General features: G+C 58.9%; 22 protein-coding genes and 1 pseudogene. 3 read left to right on the top strand and 20 right to left on the bottom strand.

The genetic code is table 11. The features are described 5' to 3' along the window. The coding region (locus tag RQH14_RS22755; protein ID WP_311215401.1) for an aldehyde dehydrogenase family protein at positions 1-245 on the bottom strand (245 nt) is incomplete at its 3' end. Positions 246-406: 161 nt separating this feature from the next. On the opposite strand from RQH14_RS22755, the gene RQH14_RS22760 reads away from it, so the two are divergent. Then, positions 407-1,066, top strand: coding sequence for a LysE family translocator (locus tag RQH14_RS22760; protein WP_311215381.1), 660 nt, complete (start codon positions 407-409; stop codon positions 1,064-1,066). Here RQH14_RS22760 and RQH14_RS22765 read toward each other — a convergent pair. From RQH14_RS22765 to hpaC, 10 genes are all read right to left on the bottom strand, one after another. Further along, entirely contained in the window at positions 1,063-1,332 is a 270-nt protein-coding gene (locus tag RQH14_RS22765) for a hypothetical protein (RefSeq protein WP_311215382.1), read from the bottom strand. The genes RQH14_RS22760 and RQH14_RS22765 overlap by 4 nt on opposite strands. Next, entirely contained in the window at positions 1,329-1,784 is a 456-nt protein-coding gene (locus tag RQH14_RS22770; RefSeq protein WP_311215383.1) for a hypothetical protein, read from the bottom strand. The genes RQH14_RS22765 and RQH14_RS22770 overlap by 4 nt, the downstream gene beginning before the upstream one ends. Further along, a complete protein-coding gene (locus RQH14_RS22775; protein WP_311215384.1) occupies positions 1,774-2,460 on the bottom strand; it encodes a helix-turn-helix domain-containing protein in 687 nt (228 codons plus the stop codon). The genes RQH14_RS22770 and RQH14_RS22775 overlap by 11 nt, the downstream gene beginning before the upstream one ends. Before the next feature lie 184 nt (positions 2,461-2,644). Continuing rightward, complete coding sequence (locus RQH14_RS22780; RefSeq protein ID WP_311215385.1) at positions 2,645-3,238, bottom strand: TetR/AcrR family transcriptional regulator; 594 nt, start codon at positions 3,236-3,238, stop codon at positions 2,645-2,647. A 132-nt stretch (positions 3,239-3,370) separates the two neighbouring features. After that, positions 3,371-4,219, bottom strand: a complete 849-nt coding sequence (gene catA / locus RQH14_RS22785; RefSeq protein ID WP_311215386.1) for a catechol 1,2-dioxygenase — start codon at positions 4,217-4,219, stop codon at positions 3,371-3,373. A 12-nt stretch (positions 4,220-4,231) separates the two neighbouring features. Beyond that, complete coding sequence (gene catC / locus RQH14_RS22790) at positions 4,232-4,525, bottom strand: muconolactone Delta-isomerase (RefSeq protein ID WP_311215387.1); 294 nt, start codon at positions 4,523-4,525, stop codon at positions 4,232-4,234. 30 nt (positions 4,526-4,555) lie between these two features. Further along, positions 4,556-5,659, bottom strand: coding sequence for an enolase C-terminal domain-like protein (locus RQH14_RS22795; protein ID WP_311215388.1), 1,104 nt, complete (start codon positions 5,657-5,659; stop codon positions 4,556-4,558). A gap of 515 nt (positions 5,660-6,174) precedes the next feature. After that, positions 6,175-7,596 (bottom strand): MFS transporter, encoded by a 1,422-nt coding sequence (locus RQH14_RS22800; protein ID WP_311215389.1) that lies wholly within the window; start codon positions 7,594-7,596, stop codon positions 6,175-6,177. Between the two features lie 28 nt (positions 7,597-7,624). Further along, on the bottom strand, positions 7,625-8,893 hold the full coding sequence (locus tag RQH14_RS22805) for an amidase (protein WP_311215402.1): 1,269 nt from the start codon (positions 8,891-8,893) through the stop codon (positions 7,625-7,627). A gap of 17 nt (positions 8,894-8,910) precedes the next feature. Then, on the bottom strand, positions 8,911-9,432 hold the full coding sequence (hpaC, locus tag RQH14_RS22810) for a 4-hydroxyphenylacetate 3-monooxygenase, reductase component (RefSeq protein WP_311215390.1): 522 nt from the start codon (positions 9,430-9,432) through the stop codon (positions 8,911-8,913). 223 nt (positions 9,433-9,655) lie between these two features. On the opposite strand from hpaC, the gene RQH14_RS22815 reads away from it, so the two are divergent. Further along, entirely contained in the window at positions 9,656-10,276 is a 621-nt protein-coding gene (locus tag RQH14_RS22815) for a response regulator (protein ID WP_311215391.1), read from the top strand. A gap of 43 nt (positions 10,277-10,319) precedes the next feature. Here the strand turns inward: RQH14_RS22815 and RQH14_RS22820 are convergent, their stop codons facing one another. The 7 genes from RQH14_RS22820 to RQH14_RS22850 are packed head-to-tail and all read right to left on the bottom strand — an operon-like array spanning position 10,320 to position 15,989. Next, positions 10,320-11,279, bottom strand: coding sequence for a PDR/VanB family oxidoreductase (locus RQH14_RS22820; protein WP_311215392.1), 960 nt, complete (start codon positions 11,277-11,279; stop codon positions 10,320-10,322). Positions 11,280-11,339: 60 nt separating this feature from the next. Then, complete coding sequence (locus RQH14_RS22825) at positions 11,340-12,083, bottom strand: SDR family oxidoreductase (RefSeq protein ID WP_311215393.1); 744 nt, start codon at positions 12,081-12,083, stop codon at positions 11,340-11,342. 5 nt (positions 12,084-12,088) lie between these two features. Beyond that, the gene (locus RQH14_RS22830; protein WP_311215394.1) at positions 12,089-12,646 is read right to left on the bottom strand and encodes an aromatic-ring-hydroxylating dioxygenase subunit beta; all 558 of its coding nucleotides are present in this window, start codon (positions 12,644-12,646) and stop codon (positions 12,089-12,091) included. Then, positions 12,636-13,916 (bottom strand): aromatic ring-hydroxylating dioxygenase subunit alpha, encoded by a 1,281-nt coding sequence (locus RQH14_RS22835; protein WP_311215395.1) that lies wholly within the window; start codon positions 13,914-13,916, stop codon positions 12,636-12,638. The genes RQH14_RS22830 and RQH14_RS22835 overlap by 11 nt, the downstream gene beginning before the upstream one ends. A gap of 9 nt (positions 13,917-13,925) precedes the next feature. After that, the gene (locus RQH14_RS22840; protein WP_311215396.1) at positions 13,926-14,450 is read right to left on the bottom strand and encodes a nuclear transport factor 2 family protein; all 525 of its coding nucleotides are present in this window, start codon (positions 14,448-14,450) and stop codon (positions 13,926-13,928) included. Further along, on the bottom strand, positions 14,447-14,827 hold the full coding sequence (locus RQH14_RS22845; protein ID WP_311215397.1) for a hypothetical protein: 381 nt from the start codon (positions 14,825-14,827) through the stop codon (positions 14,447-14,449). Before RQH14_RS22845 ends, RQH14_RS22840 begins: the two co-directional genes overlap by 4 nt. A gap of 19 nt (positions 14,828-14,846) precedes the next feature. Further along, entirely contained in the window at positions 14,847-15,989 is a 1,143-nt protein-coding gene (locus tag RQH14_RS22850; RefSeq protein WP_311215398.1) for an acyl-CoA dehydrogenase family protein, read from the bottom strand. Between the two features lie 11 nt (positions 15,990-16,000). On the opposite strand from RQH14_RS22850, the gene RQH14_RS22855 reads away from it, so the two are divergent. Further along, a complete protein-coding gene (locus RQH14_RS22855; protein WP_311215399.1) occupies positions 16,001-17,671 on the top strand; it encodes a PAS domain S-box protein in 1,671 nt (556 codons plus the stop codon). Positions 17,672-17,756: 85 nt separating this feature from the next. On the opposite strand, the gene RQH14_RS22860 is transcribed toward RQH14_RS22855, so the two are convergent. Both RQH14_RS22860 and RQH14_RS23215 read right to left on the bottom strand, forming a co-directional pair. Then, positions 17,757-19,304: an APC family permease gene (locus RQH14_RS22860; RefSeq protein ID WP_311215400.1), complete on the bottom strand. Its 1,548-nt coding sequence runs from the start codon at positions 19,302-19,304 to the stop codon at positions 17,757-17,759. 71 nt (positions 19,305-19,375) lie between these two features. Beyond that, positions 19,376-19,449, bottom strand: a pseudogene (locus RQH14_RS23215) (aldehyde dehydrogenase domain-containing protein); the annotation flags it as partial.

The following is a 19,449-nucleotide window of genomic DNA, read 5'->3' on the forward strand; positions in this document are numbered from 1 at the left end:
AGTTCTTCGGCGGAGCGTTCGACGGCGTCGGCGGCCTTCATGAGCGCAGCGGACCTTGCGTCGTGGCCCAGGGCAGCCCATGCCGGCTGTGCTGCGGTAGCGGCGGAAACAGCGGCTTCGAGGTCTTCCACCGTGTGAACAGGTGCCTCGCCGACAGCCTCGCCCGTGGCCGGGTCAAGGATGGTGCGGCTGTTCTGGCCGGTGGCCGGGGTGATCGAGGCCAGCAGGGCGTCGTAAGTCTCCATTGGTACTCCGCTCGGGTAGTAATTCTTGGCGGCCAGTGAGGCGCGCGGCGATGTTTCCAGTGTGGTCGGCGTCACGCAGATAGGCCTTGTCTATGCACGAACGGCCCTTGACGGGAAGCGAACGCTTTCTGTTGAGCGCCCCGTGCCTGATAATCGAGCTTGTGACTCTTGCTTCCCTCGCAGCCTTCGCTGGCCTCTGCCTGGTCTTGTCCGTGACGCCTGGACCGGACACGTTCCTTGTTCTGCGTATTGCCTTGAACCGTCCCAGCGCTGGAATCGCTGCGGCTGCAGGGTCTGCCGTTGGCGCTATTGCCTGGGCTGCGTTGGTGGGCGTAGGTCTGGCCGCCATCCTGGAGCAGTCCGCGGAATTGTTCCGTTGGGTCAAGATCGCCGGAGGCCTGTACTTGCTGTACTTGGGCGTTTCTTCATTCGTCAAGTCCCGGAAAGCGGCCAAAGCAGCAAAGGCCGCTACCGCAGCCGGAACCGGAGCGGTGGAGAACGCGCCCCTCCCATACAGCAGGCTTTCCGCTCTGGGAGCAGGGGCACTGTCCACGCTGCTCAACCCCAAAGTGGGACTGTTCTACCTGGCCGTGGTCCCGCAGTTCATCCCGCACGGCGGGGACACCATGGGCACCTCGCTCATCCTCGGCGTGGTGGTGGCTGTTATCGCCTTCGCGTATCTGTCGATGATCGCCGTCGTCGCGTTCAAGGCGATGCGGTGGCTTAAGCGCCCCAAGGTAAGCACCGTCGTCGAGCGCGTCAGCAGCGGTGTCATCGCCGGGCTGGGCGTGGGTGTTGTGGCGTCGGGCGCCAGCAGCTAGTTCAGTGACATTCGCAGACGCTCCACACCCTCGGCGCCTTCCGGCACTTGTTCCATGAGTTGCGGCTCGTTGGCGAGTCGTCCAAGCATGTTTGCCAAGTGGTCCCGCTCGGCGGGCTGGTAGGTGACCCCCCGCAGGTCTGCTGCCCGGACAACAGAGGCCAGGGTAAGAAAGTCGTCGATGTGCCGCTGCCGTAGGGAGTCGTGGATGATGGTTAGCGCTCCGGCTTTGCCGATGAGGCTTCCGATGATCGTGGGACGGTTCACGCTGCCGGACGCTGATCCTGCTTGAACTTCGATGGTCTCGGAGCGGTCGAGAGCTTGTTGGCTGGCGGGGCAGCAATTGTTGTCCCGCCGGTAACTCCTCGTCGCTTCTCGGCGCGTTCACCCAGATGGCGCGGGATGAGGACGTCCACCAGGGCTTCGCCGCGCTGCCAACGATGCTGGTAGCCTTCGGGGGATTCTCCAGCGGACTCGAAGCCGAGCTTCACGAGGAGTTCAGTGAAATCGTGAAGCATCTTCGGGTAAGCCCGGATGTCCAGCGCCATGTCGGCGTCCTTGGTAGGCCGCACGAATGGGGCGCCACGTTCGATAGCGTGCAGGAAGACCGCTTGGCCGCCGACCAGGGCCCAACCCTGCGGCATCGCATCGTATATTTCGAAGACAGCCTGCCAAGCTTCCCGCTGTTCGGTGGGCATAGCGGGAAGTTCAATAGGCATGGACGCTCCTGAGGATATCGCGTGCAGCTTGTTGTTCCCGGACACCGGGCCGTTCGGCCAAGTCTGCCGCCACCACCAGTAGGGGAAGTTCGTCCGGGACCTGCTCGGCGGCGCGGAGGATTACATTCGGCCTCTTGCCGGGAAGTGGCTCAACCAGGAACCAGTCCTTGACGATTTCCTCGAGTTCGTCGCGTCGCACGTAAGCTTCAACCTCTGAGTTGGACAGGAGCCCAGACCGCGGATGAGAGACTCCGGAGAGGTGGATTCGATTGTCCTCCCAAAGCTCGGCGACGTCGTCCGGGCTGGAAGAGAACTCGAATTTATCGGCACGATTGGCCAGCCATGCTGCGAGAAGCTTGATTGGGTCGGGCGAGTCCTGCAGCCGCTTGATGCGCTCTTTCAAGCGATATTTCTCGACCGGCGAGGGTCCGAACTGTTCAAGGAGGGAAGGCAGCGGGTTGTCGTCCCAGAAGCAGGATACGAGTTGCCAGGCACTGCGTTCGGACAATGGGCGACCAGCAGGCGTACCTGGCCGGTACTTGGCGGCGTCAGCTTCCTCAATGATCCAGCGTCCACCAACCCGTTGGCCGCGAATACGTCCGGAGTGGACGAGCTGCCGCGCTCGGCTCTCGTTGACGTGTAGTCGCTTGGCCAGGTCGGGGATACTCAGTACCATTTCATAATCCTATCGGTAACGCTATGAATATGTAATCAGTCGCGCCCTTTCAAGGTTACAGATTCGCAGCGCTCCCGATAGCAATGTGTAATCAGGAGGAAGCCGATGCAAGCGCAGGCCGTGACGTGGGGCTTAGTTCACCTGCAGGCCTGGGCGTTGGCGTAGTGGCGTCGGGCGCCACCAGTTAACTAGCGGCAAGCAGTGCGAGGTAATTATCCAACTGCCCCGCAAGATCTTGCGAGAAATATTCGGCAGGGGACAACGCCACAACAATCTGCGCACCGAGCATCATGTTCAGCAAGTGGTCGGCGACGGCGGCGTCCCCGATGGGGGCTTTGATCTCGCCGGCCGCCCGGGCGGAGGCGCAATGGGTCTGGATGGTGTTGTGCCACTGACTCATGGACTCGCTGTGCAGAGCGGCCATGTCAGCGTCATTGAGTGCCTTCTGCCAGAACGGAATCACAATGCGCGCTTCGTTGACGCGTTCCTCATCCAGTGGCAAGACTTCGGCGCAGAACGCTCGGAGCGCCGCAATACCGGATAATGCCTCGGTCACGGTGGCGATGCGCTGGTTAGTGCGGTTAAAGACGTGCCCGAACGCCGAGGTCAGCAGGAGATCCTTGGTGGGGAAGTAGGGCTTCAATGCACCGTTGGCGAACCCGGCTTCCTCCGCGATTTCCCGCATGGTGGCGCCTTCCATCCCCAGCCGTGCGATGATCCGCCAGGTTGCGTCCACCAGCTCGCGGCGTCGTTGATCGTGGTCCACAATCTTTGGCACTGGAGGGGCTCCCTGGGACGACATCATGATGGTGACTCAGGGATCATCTTAACCTTCGGCCGTTCACACCGGGACAACGGTCCGGGCACCCTTCCAAACGCTGGCGGGTGCCCGGACCAAAAATACGTCCAATCAGGATTTATCGAGAACGAAGTCGTAGCGCACTTCACGGCCGGTTCCGTCAGCCTTGTCCTGCGGATCGAGAACCAGCTCGGGCTTGACGGCCGAAGCGATGTCGTCACCCAGATGTTCGCCGGCTTGGAAGTAAAGCTGAGTGGTAACGAGCTGATGGTTGGCTGCACTGACTTTCAGGTGCAAGTGGGCAGGTCGCCTGGCGTGCCAACCGGCTGCATCAATAAGTTTGCCGCAAGCTCCATCTGTTGGGATTTGGTAGGGGGCCGGCTGGAGGGTGTGGATCTCATAGCGTCCCTCAGCGTCGGCAATGACAGTGCCCCGCAAGTTCCACTCGGGTATTCCTGGAGCAAACTGGGAATAGAAGCCAAGATCGTCAGCGTGCCAGATCTCAACCTGGGCGCCGGCCAAGGCGTCCCCTGCGACGCTTGTGACGATTCCGTGCATCACCAAAGGAGTGCCGGCTTCGTCATGGCGCATCGGCAGGGTGGCCGGAGATTCCAGCACTGGTGCACTCGGCACGTAATAGGGTCCTTCTATGGTGCCCTTGCTGCCTTCGCGGCCGGCATTGGCAACTTCCTCAACTGCATGTTCAAGCCACACGTCCAGGAAGAGCGGCCATTCACCAGTTTCACCAACTTGGATGAGCCAGGACTTGAGGGCGTTGTATTCGTCATAGGTCACTTGGTCTTCGGTGATGATGTCCACCAAGGCAGCAACGGCACGTGAAGCCAAATGATTGACTCTGCTGGTCCCGACTTCTGAGGCGACAGTCTTTGCTGACGATCGGAAGCGTTCGGTGGCCTTGGCGCCGGAATCGGCGGCGGTGACTTGAGTTTCTACGGACATGGCTGACCTTTCTCAGGACTGTTCGAGGGTGGTAATTGCTGATGGGTGTTGAGCCAGGGGAATGACGTCGATTGTCATGTACGGGTATAGGGGCAGCGTCTGCAGAAGGTCGTGCAGCTGGTCGTGGCTGTCAACGTCAAAGATCGAGTAGTTCGCGTATTGGCCGACGACCCGCCAAAGATGTAACCACCGCCCGTCCCGCTGCAGCTCCTGAGAGCGTTCCTTTTCGTTCGTTTTTGCAGCTGCGACCTCGGCGGCCGGGATCTGCGGTGGAATGCTGACGTCCATCCTGACGAGATAGAGCATGGTGTTCCTCCAGAAGTGAAGTGGATTTGGCTAGTGGTCCAGCCGGTAGCGTTGAAGGCGTTCCTCATCGATTTCGGCTCCCACGCCGGGCGCCTTCGGCACGTCAATGGTCCCGTTTGTGATGAGTATGGGTTCGGCAACGAGGTCATCAGACATATCCAGGAAATTGGAGAGCTCCGCGGCGCGACGGGACGTAGCCTCGTGCGCGGACCCGAAAGCCACCGTGGCCAGGGTCCCGAGTTGCGAGTCGATCTGGTTGCCCATGACCACATCAACCCCGAGTCCCGTGCACAGCCCGAGGATCTGTGTGGCTTCGGTGAACCCGCTGCGGGCTGTCTTGATGCTGATGGCGTTACAGCCGCCGGACAGCAGTTCACGCGACACGTCTCCTGCCGTGGGGACGCTTTCATCGCCGACTACCGGAATGGGTGACTGGGTCACTAGGCGTCGCCGGCCCATGGCTTCCTTGGCATCGCATGGTTCTTCCAGCAAGGACAGTCCTAGATCCCGGGTGCGTCGCAGGACCTCAAGCGCTTCATTGGCAGTCCATCCCCGGTTTGCGTCCAGATACAGTTCCACCTCCGGACCAAGCCCATCCCTGAGGACGTGACAGGCCTCGATATCCAGCGCCAGGGGACGGCGGCCTACCTTGAGCTTGAAGGTGGTGATGCCGTATTGGCCCCTGATGCTGTTGGCCTCGTCCAGGAGCTCGCCAGCTGGTTTGAAGCCGAGCATGTGACTGACGCCGATCTTGTCGGTGTAGCCACCAAGCAGCCGGGACACTGGTTGGCCAAGGGACTTGCCAATAATGTCCCACAGGGCGATGTCCAAGGCGCCCTTGGCCGTTTGGTTATGAACTGTCCGGTTGAGGATTTGTTGGATCTTTTCCCGCCCGAACGGATCCAGGCCTTGGATTTGAGGAGCAAGAAGGCCGTCCACGACGGCGACGGCGGACTTTTGGGTTTCGCCGTAGGTGTAAGGGCGGGGCGGTAGGTCCGCGATGCCGGTGATGCCGTCATCCGTATGGATGCGGATCAAAACGTGTTCCGCGGCGCTCACGTAGCCACTGGCGAAAGCCAGCGGCCGCGCATAGGGGATCGAGTAGGGGATCGCCTCGATGCGTTCAATCTTCACGGCAGCACCTTTGGGTCGTGACGGAGGGTGGGTGGAATAGCGGAAACAGAAGGGGAAACTTTGTTTCTTAATTCTTGATGTGCCGGCGGCTGGGCAACAGGCGATGTTCCTCTAGCCCGCGTAAAGATTTCCCTGCTGTTGCCACAAGGAATTTCGACGTAGCGTTCCAAAGAAACCACACAAAGGAGAATGCGAATGCGGCAACTGAATCACCATCGCATGTTCTTGACCTGCTATATGGATACGTTTGGCTATGGATGGCACCACGTGGATCTTTTCGTTCACGACGAACACGGACTGGAGGTCAATTGGGTTCACTGGCAGGTTGATGAGGATGGACCAATGGCCGCCGACGCTGTTACAGCCCTCGTAGAACCTGACTTGGCCAGAACTACTGAATGGCAGCATGGCGTGAGCGCGAATGGCATGGAGTTTTGGACTGCAGACGCTTCTTGGAAGTAGCCCGAAACCTGGAAAGCTCCCTGGTCCTCGGACCAGGGAGCTTTCCTGTTCTCCTATGAGCCTGTCGATCCGATATGTTTGCGCTGCAGCCGGCTTCCAGTCCGGTCCGGGTTTAAGAGGAAAACCGCCAGGACACCGGCAAGCAGCAGCATCACCCCGGCGATGCCAAATGATTGATGGACGCCGTTGGTCATGCTCAGAATCATCTCGGGGGTGTCCTTTTGCCCGGGTGCAGGGCTGCGATACCCCGCAGAATCCATGAAGATACCAACTGCCGTTGGGGAGATCACCGCACCAAGTGACGCCACGCCGCCCAGAGTTGCCATCAGAACGGGCCGCTGCTTTGGCCCCACCGCGTAAGCCATGGCTGTTGGCGCCAACGGGTAGATCACGCTGCAGCCTGCGGCGACGGTCAGAAGCACAACTGACAAAGCGCCTGAGGTCGCGGGCAGGATCACAAAGGCAATGCCCGCGACAGCCAGCGATATGCCAAACGGCACACCGATTGCTATGCGGACACTCTTGCCCTTGTGCATGAGGCTGCGGCCCAACAGGCCAAGTACAAGCAGAACAACCGCTCCAAAAAGCCACGGAAATGAGGAGACGAGAGCCACCAGCTCAGGCGACAAACTGACAACCCCGCCCAAGTATTTAGGAGCCCAGGTTGTCAGGAAACCTTGAGTCCAAAAGTTGGTGAAGCCCGCGAAGACTGCCACCACAAAGGACGCTGAGGTGAGGATGGCCTTCCATGGCACTGGCTTTTGGCTGTCAAATCCGGACGGCTTCTCCTCGGGGACAGGGGTCGCTTCGGCATGAGATTCGGATTGCTTGGAAGCCCCGGCGCTTTGCCTCCCGCCGTATGGTCCATCGGCTCCCCGGAAGTACCACACCGCGGACCAGAGCAGGCCGACGATCCCCAGCGCTCCAAAGGCCCAACGCCAGCCGAAGTTCACTATGACCAACGCCAACGCGGGGGCTGCTATGACGGGGCCAAGGGTGGAGCCGATGGCAATGAGTGTACTGGGGAGAGAGCGGTCCGCTGGTCGAAACCAGGAGTGAGCAGAGGACAGGGAGATGGCAGTGGCTGGCCCTTCTGCTCCTCCCAGAAGAATCCTGGTGACGAGGAGGACCGCAGCGCCCCCGCCGAAGAGCATGGGGAACTGGAGAACTGCCCAGCTCAGCCCCATGGCGAGCAACACCCATTTGATGGGGGCCTTGCCCGCCCAAATACCCAAAAGCACGGACGCGATGGCGTAGAGGAAGAAGAATGCGCTTCCGATGAAGCCGAACTGGATAGTGCTGATGCCCAGCTCGGGTATGGCCTGTTGTGCCACCAGGCCGAGGACCGCTTTGTCCGCGAAGGCGATGATTTGGAACAGCACCAGTAAGCCCGTGATGGTCCAGGCTCGCCGGTTCATGCGGCCTGTGTGCATGGCCTCGGCCAGGGAACCTTGCTTTGCAGTGGGGATGGTCATGTTTACCTGCATCTGTTGGATGGGTGGTCTATTGAAGGGAAGAGGGTGGCAGGGTGCTCTCCAGACGCTGGCCGATGCCGAACAGTTGGGATTCCTTGCCAGGCATACCGATGAGCTGGAGGCCGAGCGGCATACCGCTGTGATCCCGAATTCCGGGGATGGTGAGGACAGGCAGTCCCAAGGCTTGCCACGGTCGGCTCAGTATTGGGCTTCCGGTAGCGTGAAGTCCCACAGGGGCTGCTCCCAAGGCAGCAGGGCCGAGGATGGCGTCGAAGCCGAGCATCAGGCCCGACACCGTTTCGCGGGCACTGGCGATGCGGTCCAGAGCATCGAGGTATGCGTGGCGGCTGGTGTTGCGTCCGCTGAGCAGGAGTTCCAACAAAGGTTTGCTGATGGCCTCGGGCCGGCCGAGTTCCTCCTGCCGGGCGCTCGCCGCTTCCACTGCCATGACCGTGGCGTGGTCTTCGGCGAGTTGCTGGATGAGGGAGTGATTGGTCCACTCGGTCAGGGATATGTTGGGCTGACCGCGAAGGCTCCTCACCGTAGCTTCCAGTGCATTGGTCATCCCGGAGCTCAGGTCGCCGAGATCGCTTCCCTTCCATATGAGAAGCCTCAGTGGCTCGGGCCCGGTGCTGCTGTTGGGTATTTCCAGGCCGCTGAGCGCATGCCAGGCGAAGCTCATGTCCCCTACCGTGCGGGTCAACAGCCCGAGGGTATCCAGAGAATGGCTCAGCCCTGCAACTCCTGCCATGGAGAACTGCTTGTGAGCGGTAACGAAGCCGGTCACTCCGCAGTAGGAGGCGGGACGGGTCAGGGACCCCGCTGTCTGGGTACCAAGTGCCAGTCCCACGGCTCCGGAGGCAACAGCTGCCGCGGAGCCGCTCGATGACCCTCCAGGGGTATGCTCCGGATTGACTGGGTTACGTGTGGGGCCGGGTTTGAAGTATCCGAACTCGGTGGTGACAGTCTTGCCGATCACTATGGCGCCGGCATCTTTGAGTCGGCTTATGCAGTCAGCATCCCTCTCAGCCCGAACCAGTCCCTTCAGTGGGGAGCCGCATCCTGTGGCCAGGCCTTCGACGTCGATGAGGTCCTTAACCGCCACGGGTATGCCCCAGAGAGGACCACGAGGAGCCTCTAAAGCTTGGAGCTCGTTTGCCCGGTGTGCAGCACCCTCGGGATCAAGGGTGACCCATGCCCGGATCTCCCGTTCTGTTTGGGCCACCCGGCTGAGGCTGTCAGCCACTGCTGCCCCGGGGGTTGTTTTGCCGGTCCTGAGTTTCGTCGCTATGTCCACAAGCGCTGGGCTGCTGCTCAAACTGCCACCAGCTCCGGGGTTACGGCAAGACGATGAAACTGCCTCTTGAAATAGACGAGGCTGTCACGCTCCTGCTGCACTTCAATGCGTTCCACGTGGACGAAAAGCACGGAGTGTGAGCCCTGAGTGATGCGATCGCTGATGCGGCCCACGATCTTGACCAGCGCATCCCGGAGGACAGGTACGGACCCTGCCGGGTTTTCTTCCCAGATATCCCAGCCAAAACGCTCCTCCATGGGTACTTTGGTGGCTCCTGAAAAGTGCCGGGCAAGCTCTTCATGTTCGCCGCTGAGAACGTTGATGCAGATCTCCCCGTTGTTCTGGAAGACGTTGTGTGTTGCGCTGCCTTGGTTGACGCATACGAGTACGGTGGGAGGGCTGTCCGTGACGGAGCATACGGCGCTGACGGTAATCCCTACCCGGCCGTGGGGGCCATCGGTGGTTACCACGTTCACTGCAGCCGGCAGATGTGCCATTGCCGTTCGGAAGTCTTTTTGGATCTGGGAAAGTTCGGGCATTTTATTTCTCCAAACACCGGGCCGGATAAATGGCCTATGAATAAATTCCTGTAGAAGAAAACTATGTCGGTTTCCTGCTAATAAATATTGCAATTTGTGCCAGTGCAGTTCAGTGATCACTTCATGGGAATAGGTGAAATCTTTACGCGAAATACGTTGACTGTTCCGTTGTGTAGTGGGTAGCTTCAAAGGAGCAAATTTCCCACATGCAAGGTCGTCACTAATGGACACACCCGAAGCTCTCGTCTACATCGTGGATGACGATCAGGAACTCTGTACGTCCCTGGCCTGGCTGCTCGACTCTGTGAACATCAAGTCACGCATCTTCAATGACGTGGCATCTTTTCTCGCGGAGTACGACGCTACCCTGCCTGCGTGCCTCATTCTCGATGTCCGGATGCCCAGGACTGGCGGTTTCCAACTGCAGGAGACCTTGAACCAAATGTCCTCGCCGATTCCGATCATCTTTGTGTCCGCCCACGGTGACATTCGCATGTCCGTGAAGGCGTTGCGGCAAGGTGCCACCAACTTTTTGGAGAAGCCCTACGATCCGCAGCACATGCTGGATGTTGTTCAGGAAACGCTTGAACTTGCCCAAGGACGGTTCGAGGAACACCGCGGAAGGAAGGGCATTGAACAGCGGATTGCGGGCTTGACTCCCCGTGAGCGCGAGATTTTAGCCTTGGTCATCGACGGCCTTCCGAGCCAGAACATTGCCCGAAAGCTGGGTACGAGCGTCAAAACCGTGGACGTACACAGGACGCGTATTAAGGCCAAAACCGGTGCTGACAGCATAGCGACGCTTGTCCGGGACATTCTGCAGCACGACATCACCATTGATTAACTGTTCCAGGCAACGTCAGCGTTGCCTGGAACATCAAAGCTGGCTAAAACAACTCCAGGATCAACCGCGCAGACTTGGAGCGGGATACGCACGCGGCGATCTGGTCATTGGCATTCTTCTCGCTGGCGGACATGCACTGGTCCCGGTGGTCCGGTTCGCCTTTGAGGACACCCATGATGCACGTTCCGCAGATTCCCTCTTGGCAAGTGGTATCTACTTCAACATCGTTCTCAGCCAGGACTTCTACGATCGATTTACCTACGGGTACGTCGTAGACCTCACCCTCGAGCTCAACTTCGAACGGCATGTCGTTGGAAGCGTCCGCTGGGGTCCCGGCTTGGAAGTGCTCGATGTGGACGTTTCCTTCCGGGAGCACGATCCCGGCCAGTTCCTGCACTCGCGCCATGAAGCCTTCGGGCCCGCATGTATAGACGTGAGACAAAGCGGAGAGATCCTCGAAGGCAGTCCTGAAGACGTCTGGCTGGTCCTCGCGTTTGAGTCCGAAGTGGAAATGTACCCGGTCTCCGAAGCCGCTTTTGTCACTGAGGAGGTCACAGAAGGCTGCCTCCTCCCTCGACTTGGCAAAGTAGTGCAGCTGAAACTCCTTACCCGTACGGTGCAGATGATAGGCAATGCTGATCATGGGCGTCACCCCGATGCCGGCGGCCATCAGGACATGGATATCTGCATCCTGCACCACGTTGAGCAAATTGCGGGGTGCGCTGATGTCCAGCTCGTGGCCGACGGCCACCTGGAAGTGCAGTGCCTCGGAACCCCCTCGGGATTCGGGCTCTAGTTTGACGGCTACGAGGTAGTCGTCGGAGGTGTCCGGCTGGCTGCACAATGAGTACTGTCGAACCACATCCGTGGGTCCGGCAATGTCAATGTGAGCTCCCGCAGCATAGGGGTCGAACGGTGCCCCATCTATGCGCTGGAGCCGAAAAGACTTGATCTTGCTGGTTTCTTCCAGCACTTCTGCTACCCGGACCTTGAACATACCCATGGGGCATCGCTCCTTTCCTGAATTGGCCGTTGTCCTGATGTTGAGGTGAACCTGCGGCGATCACCGCATGTAAATGCCGCCGTTGATATCCCAGCAGGCCCCGGTAACTGAGGCCGCCCCTTGCGAGGCCAGCAGTGCCACTGTGTCCGCGATGAACTCCGCATCCCCGAAGCGGCCCACAGGGACGTTGGCCTTAATGGAGTCCAATTTCTGTGGGTCGACGGTCTCGTAAACCACAGGCAGGTCAAGCGGACCAGGGGAGACCGCATTGACGGTCACCCCCGCGGAAGCGAATTCCCTGGCGAAGACTTTTGTCAGGGTAGAGACGCCACCCTTGGAGGCAGCGTAGTGTGCGCCGGTGGCTGTGCCTCCGTTATGGCCGGCCAGGGAATGGATATTGATGATTCGTCCATAACCCCGATCCCGAAAGTGTGGGGCAAACACCTGACAACCGAAGAAGGTCCCGCTGAGGTTGATTTCCACGTTGGCGGAAAATTCCTCAGGGGTAATATCCAGCAGCGGGGCTACTTGCGAACGGCCGGCGTTGTTGACTAATACATCCGTACCACCCCACTTGGCGGTCAAGGCATCCCGGACCCGTTCGAAGTCCTCCTTCTTACGGATGTCCAGGGCGCCGGACCAAACCGTTTCCCCGGAGGCGTCCAGGTAATCGGCGATAGGCCGAACAGACTCCGCCGTGGTGCCTGTGATGGCGACGCGGAAGCCTTCCTTATGCAGCTTTCGGGCAATGACCTCGCCCAGCCCCCGGGCGGCACCTGTAACCAATGCAACGTGATTCATCATCTCTCCTAGAGGAGGAAGCCGGAGGCATTGACGGCTGAGTCGGAGTTGACCAACCGGACCACCTTGAGATCGATACGGGCGTCGTCACCTTCGAAAATAATCCGATGAGTGAGGTCGGCCCCGAGCATCTGGAACTTGTCACGCTTGAAACCCACAAGTACTTGGGCCGACCGCAATGTAACGCTTCCGTCGGCAATTTCCTCAACGGTGAAACGCGAGATGGTTCGGACCGTCCGCGCCGCCGCCACAGCGGACATGGAGTAGCCCTGAACAAGCCTGGTGACCCGCATGTGGCGCATCCGCGCGTCGTCGTAGACCATATTCAAAGAAGACCCAAGGTCCACGGCATTGGGGTCGACCGGGATGACATACATAGCCTCTGCTGTGTAGAGGGTTTGCCAGGACTCGTAGTCCTTGTCATCGAGAAGTCGGGCTTCCTTCCAGATGAGCTCGATTGCGCGGGTTACCCTGGGGTCGCCCAGCCGCCCTAGGTCCAGGTCAAAGGGATCAGGCGCAGGGCGGTTATCGATTCCCGTTGCCTCGACGGTGGTCTCAGTTGTCATCGCTCATCATCCTTTTCCACATTGCGTATGCTTCGCGCATGCCGGTTTCATCAGTCACATGTGATGTTTTCCAGCCTTCGTCAACTACTTCTTCGCGGCCCAGGCCGCGGTTCACCAGGATGGGCATTTCCGGGTTTGCTATTGCCCCGCGCTGAACCCGGTCCCACGCCTCAGAATCGTCAGAGGTGCCAAATCCGAAGGGCCCTTGGAAGTGTTCATGAATGCGCAACCGCTCGCGATTCACACTTTCAGGTCCTCCTTCGAGCCCCAGGGCCATGTGCTGAATCTCAGTCTCGGCAACTGAAATAGGGCGCAAAACCCTGAAGAATGACATGGAAAGGGACAAATTGGGGAACAGATTCAGGTTGTAGCCAGCTCCGTGCATGGTGCGGACGATCCTGCGGACCTGTGCAGGTGGCATGGTCTCGGAAAGCTCGTCGATGATGTGCCGGAAGCGATCCTGGAGTTCTTCTGTCCCATCGTCCTCTTCGAGGTCCACGTGCTCCGGAACCATGACAGCAACGCTGTGACCGTTTCCCAAGGCATGCGTGACTGCCTTTTCATCTGTCATGAAGGAGAGCATGTCAGCGGTTTCGGCATCCACTGAGGCCATCCAGGATTTGTGGACGATCGGGAAATGGTAGCCATCTGTGGTGTTCTCCAACTGGATTTTCCAGTTCCCGTCGAAGCGGAACTTGTGCTCCCCCTGGACTTTGACCGGGTAGCCCGCCCCTTGCTTCATGAAGCGGTCGATCCAGATCTTTGCGTCGCCCAGGAAGTCAGCCAGGGGCTCGATATCACTCTTGAAGCTGGCAAAGATCAGCCCGTTATAGGACTCAACCCGCAAACGCTGCAGTGGAAGGTCCTTCTTTTCCATGACGCCCTCGTACCCGTCCGGATACGGGATGCCGCGGAGGTTGCCCTCCAACGAGTATGACCAGGAGTGATAGGGGCAGGTGAATCCGTTGGCCTTGCCCTTGGGGACTTCGCAAACGCTCGCACCACGATGCCGGCAGCGGTTTAAGAGGACGTTGAAGTTGCCTTTGCGGTCCCGGTTAACGATCACCGGTTGCAGGCCGATATGGGACATCTTGAAACTCCCGGCTTCCGGGATTTCACTCTCATGGGCCACCCAGACCCAGGTGCTGTAGAAGATCTTTTCCATCTCCCAGTCGAAGATGTCAGGATCCGTGTAGAGCCGGGACGGGACGCGATCGGCTGCCGCCAATTCGGCGAACCCTCCGGGCCGATCTGATGTTTGGGAGGTCATGGGTACTCCTTAGTTGCTGATCAGGTTGTGATTGGTAGGCAGATGCGTCCGGGTACCCAGTGCTTGGGTAAGCAACTTTTGCGTCCGGAAGTGGTTGATCCGCGCAATTCCCCGGACGAGGGTGAAGTCAACGGTTAATCGGGCTGCCACGATTTCCCGTTGCCCGTCGCAGTATTCAGAGATCTGCTGCATCATCCAGAATCCAGTGGCGTGGTGGTCATTCTCCGAATGGATGCTGGCTTCGCCGAGAACGTGAATGTTGGTGGTGAAATGCCTGGCGGGAGGCAGGTAGGACATAAGCATGGCAATGATGGCCGGACGACCCTTCACAGAGCCGAACTTCCGGCCGTACTCAGGGCCAGTTCCCTCCCAAACAGCGTCATCGGTGAAAATTTCGGCCAGGTCCTGGGCTGTTGTTGCCTTCTCCCGGGGAACGTCGCATAGATCCATATATCTGGACAGTGTCAGTCGGGCTGCTTCCCTGTTCTCCAAAGCAGCCAGTCGCCGGGACACCATGGAATCGGTCTGGGTCATGGTTTCACTGCCTGCTGGACATCGTCCCGGATCACCAAAGCACGTCCTATGCGGGCCTCGACTTTTGCGAAATGCCAGAGGGCGTGCTCGCCCACCATGGTTGTCCGGAAGAGGTTGCAGGCTGCTTTGACAGTCTCTTGGGTGTCTACGTCCGCGAGGATGTAACAAGTCCACGGCCAACCGTCAGAGGGACCAACCATGTGGGAGTCGTCGTCCATGTTGCCAATGACGGACACTCCATCCATCCGCGCCAAGGCAGACATCATCCCGGAAAATGCGGTCCAGACGTCGCTGATGCTGTCCTTGGGAAGGTCAAAGAAGTTCTGGTTGATGCCGATGCAGAAAAGTACACGCAGGGGCTCATTACTCGTCGTCATGGTGTCTCTCTTTGTTCAGTTAGATGAAGGCGGGGATTGACGGCGGGGTGTCCATAAGGACGGCGCCGGCACCGTCGTAGATGCCGTCTCCGAGGAAGGCATGTTGAGTCACCACGGAGGCATCGCGCAGGTACCGCTGCATGGGGTTGGTGTCATAGATGGCAGCTGTCCCGCACAGTGTGTAGGCACTCTGCACCGCAGCGGCACCCACTTTTGCAACGTGGGTGGAGGCAAGACGCAGCAGCGCCTTTTGTTTGTCACTGGCGTCATCGCCCTTGCTCACCGTCTCAAAGACCTCTTCGGTAATTTCGTAAAAGAAAGCACGGGCGGACAGGAGGGCAGCTTCGGCTTTGGCGATATCGATGCGGTAATAGGCGCGGTCGGCCAGCTTCGGCGCGCCGGTCACACCAGACCTGCCACTGCCGACGCGGATCGCGTAGTCCAAGGCGGCGCGGCCGGTCCCAAGGTTGACGGCGGCCAACACTTGGGCAGCGTAGGCGATGGCTGGGTAACGGTACAAAGGCTCGTCGACGGTGGGCTCTCCGCCTCTGATGAAGGTCATCGAATCAGGAACGAATTCGCCGTGAACGCGTAGGTCATTACTGCCTGTGCCCTTGAGCCCAACGACATCCCAATTCGGAACGATCTCTACCTGATGGGGACGCAGCACGGCAGTAAGGGGTTTGGCCTGCCCGCCCTCCGGCGCCACGAGTCCGACGCCGATCAGGTCCGCTCCCATGCAACCGCTGGAGAACTTCCACTCTCCCGAGACGTTCCAGCCGCCGGGAACGCGCTCGCCTTTCTGGAGGGGAAACAGTCCACCTGCGAAAACGACGTCGGGACTATCCGCATAGAGCGCCGCCTGGCTCTCTAGCGGTAGGGCTGCGAGATAGACAAGGGCAGAGCCGAAACTGGCCACCCAGCCTGCGGAAGCATCGACTGTTGAGATCTTCTCCACAATGCGCAAGAACTCGGATGGGGGAAGTGCGTCACCGCCAAAGCGCTTGGGAGTGGCTGAACGGTATACCCCGGCCTTCTTGAAATCGGCAATCACATCAGCAGGTACGAATTTCTGCTCCGAGAATTCGCCGCGGCGCCGCTCAACGGTGGCCAGCACCTCGTTCAGCGTGGTGCTTGAAGCTGCATTCAAAACCTCGGTCATGCGGTGCTCCCATGGTTGGCATCAATTTGGTCTGCCTCAAAACTATGGTCGCCCTCATTGCGCAACAATTGGTGATTCTTCGCCCCCCAGCACGGCAATTGCTGCACAAGGTAAAGATTTCACCCATATCGGTGAGTGCTTGCCTTGGCATAAGATTCCTTGTGCCCAACTCGACAACCGACAGCCAGTCCTTTCCCCGTGTTCCCGACTATGGCCAGCTCATGGAGTCCTTGAGCTACTGCATCCTCATTCATGACGCAGCCACAAAGGACATACTCTGGGCCAACCAGGCCGCATGCGAGATGCTGGGGTTCAGCCTTGAGGAACTGAAACCCCTCAAAGCGCCGGATATGAGCAGCTCCGACCCCAGGTTCCGACGCGCGGCCGGGCACCATTGGCTCCAGGAAGCAGTAGATACGGGCATCAGCCGAATCGAGTGGATGTACCGCTCCAAGAGTGGCCGCGAGTTCTTGTCTGAGGCCATCGCCGTAAGGGTGGATCTGGAAGCTCGGCCTGTGATCATGGTGCAGTTCCGGGACATCGAAAAGGAAGAACTGCTCAAGTCTGACCTTCAAAGGACGGAAGGAAGGCTAAGGGCGTTTTTGCGCCATATGGCCGAGGGCATCCTGGTTGTGGACAGGCATTCGGTCATCAGTTATGCCAGCGCATCGGCCGAAAAGCAGCTGGGGGCCGGCGCAGATGAGCTGGTGGGCAGCAAACTTCTGGATAGGTGCTCGATTTCTTCCAAGGACATTCTGAACAAGGCGCTTGCTAAGCAGTTGCCTGATGGCGGTTCGGCCAGTATCCGGCTGGAACTGACACTCGCTGATGGCTCGACGGCCTGGTTTGGGGTCAGCTGCCAACACATAGCTTTGGAAAGTGACCTGACGGGCACCCTGATCCTGTTGCATGACATATCGGATCAGATAGCTGCCGAAGAGGAACACCGCCGGGACCTGCAGCATCTCAACTATTTGGGGCGTTACAACGCCATGGGAGACATGGCTATGGCGATAGCACATGAGCTTGGCCAGCCACTGACAGCCGCTACCAACTTTATTGATGGAGTGGCGCGAAGGCTTCACCAGCCCGGGACGGCAGCTAAAGACCTGGAGTACGGCCTGGATAACGCGAAAAAGCAGATCAGCCGGGCAAACCAAATTATCTCAAGCCTTCGTGAATATGTTGTGCAGCTGGAACAATCCGAGCAGATGGTCGATCTGAACGACATTGTTGAAGATTGCCTGTACTTTATTTCCCTGCGTGCCCAGCAGCAGAATACGGAAGTCCAAGTGGTCAGGAGCGATCTGCCCATCTGGATTCGCTGTGAAAAAGTACTGACCGGTCAGGTTGTTTTGAACCTCTGCCACAATGCAATTGACGAAATGGCGGATTGGCCGGCTAAGGAACGTCACATCACCATCACTACGTACTCAACCGAGACATCCGGCGTGTTTCGGGTGGCAGACAGGGGCAAAGGGTTGGGACACATTCCCGACGGGCGGATCTTCGACGGCGCCTTTACCTCCAAATCGACCGGTAGCGGCATTGGGCTTGCCCTGAGCCACCGCATCATCACCCGACAGCAGGGGCGTATCTGGGCTGCGGACAATGAGTCCCGGGGCGCCTCCTTTTCTTTTGAGCTGCCGTTGGCCACGGACTCTGATGCGGAGGGCCGCTGAGCCTGTCTCGAGAGGTCTTAGCCTTCAACCAAAAACAATGGCACCTGCCGGCGATGCCGGGAGGTGCCATTGTTCATTTAGTGGCTCAAGGTTGGCTGACGGTAAGGGGCCCACCGTCGGAAACATGCATGGGAACTGGCTTTTCAGCAGGAACAACCGGCTCGCTGCCATGGCCTATACCCCTGTAGAGGTCGGGTTTGCGGGACTTGAGGTGGTGTCCCCACCACAGGCCGATGACACCAGGGAAAAGGGCAACCAAGGGGAGGATCCAGTTCAGGAGCGATGGCCCTGACGTGCCGATGAGAAGGTCAAAATTGACCAGAATCATGACACAAATGCCGCCGAGGGCCAGCGCGCTGACGAGCGGTGCGATAAGGCGCGTCCACACTGAATGCCCGCAGTGATCAATGCGAAAGTAGCCAATAACTGCCACCGACACCAGAACCATCAAAAATACCAAGCCGAGGGCTGCGGTGTTGGATAACCATGTGAAGAGGGTGAGGACAGGGAACAACGGACCCAGTTCCGAGCCAGAGCCCGCGATGGCAAAAATCAGGACCACGATCAAGGCGATTGAGGTTTGGGTGAGTGAGCCCGCCACTGGGGCATGTGTCCGGTTATTGACATACGCCAATCGTTGGGGAAGCACTCCTTCGCGAGCGAGCGAGAACACGTATCTTGCTACTGCGTTATGGAATGCCAGCAAAGCCGCGAAGAGACTGGTGAGGAAGAGGACCTGGCCAATATCGGCCATCATGCCGCCGACGTTTTGCCCCAGTAAAGCAAACAGCAGCCCGGGACCAAGTTCCCTTGACGCACCCACAATTTGGCTTGGACCGGTGGCAATCATCATCGCCCAGGCAGAGAAGGCATAGAAGACGGCGATGATTGCAACGGAAATATACGTTGCCCTTGCCGTTGAACGGCCCGGGTTCTTGGTTTCCTCACTGTAGATGGCAGCAGACTCGAATCCCATGAAGCAGGCGATGCTGAATGCCAGGACAGCTCCTATCCCGGTAGTGAACAAGTCGCTGGGCAGCAGCCCCGTTGCTTGCACCCCTTCCGGCTGCACAACGAAGGCAGAGATATTGAAGATGATGACTGCCAAAAATTCAAGGCCCACCACTACGGCAACCACTCGGGCTGAGAAGTCCACTTTATTGACGCCCAGCCATGCCACCACCACGAATGCGACGCCCGCGGCCGCCCACCAGGGGATCTCGGCGCCGGTCTTTTCGCTGATGAACGATGACGCAGCGAATCCAAAGAGACCGTACACGGCAATCTGGATGCAGTTGTAGGCAACAAGCGCAATGAATGATGCGGAAACTCCGGCGCTCTTGCCGATGCCCTGTGCAACATAGGCGTAGAAGGCGCCAGCATTGCGGATTTTTGCGCTCATTGCGGCATAGCCAACGGTGAACAAGATCAAGACGGAACCAAGAACGATGAACGAGAGTGGAACACCCAGTACGCCGCTAACTGCGAAGTTGCTTGGATAGCCTCCCGCTACGACAGTCATGGGCGCTGAGGCCGCGATAGTCATGAAGACCAGCGCGGGAACCCCAAGGGTGCGCCTGCTCAGGCCGGGTGGGTCGGCAACGATGGTGGATTCTGGTGAGTGTTGGGACATTTTCAGCCTCCGGGAGTACAGCGCAAGGGGGGAAAGGGGGTGCTTGAATGGGCCGCGAACTGGAGAGAAAGCTAGCCGTTGATGATCTGCGGGACGCCGAGTGCTTTGAGGCCTTCGGCTCCGAACTCCAGGCCGTAGCCGGATT

It is taken from the genome of Arthrobacter sp. WCS2018Hpa-7 (assembly GCF_031843805.1).
Lineage (GTDB): Bacteria > Actinomycetota > Actinomycetes > Actinomycetales > Micrococcaceae > Arthrobacter.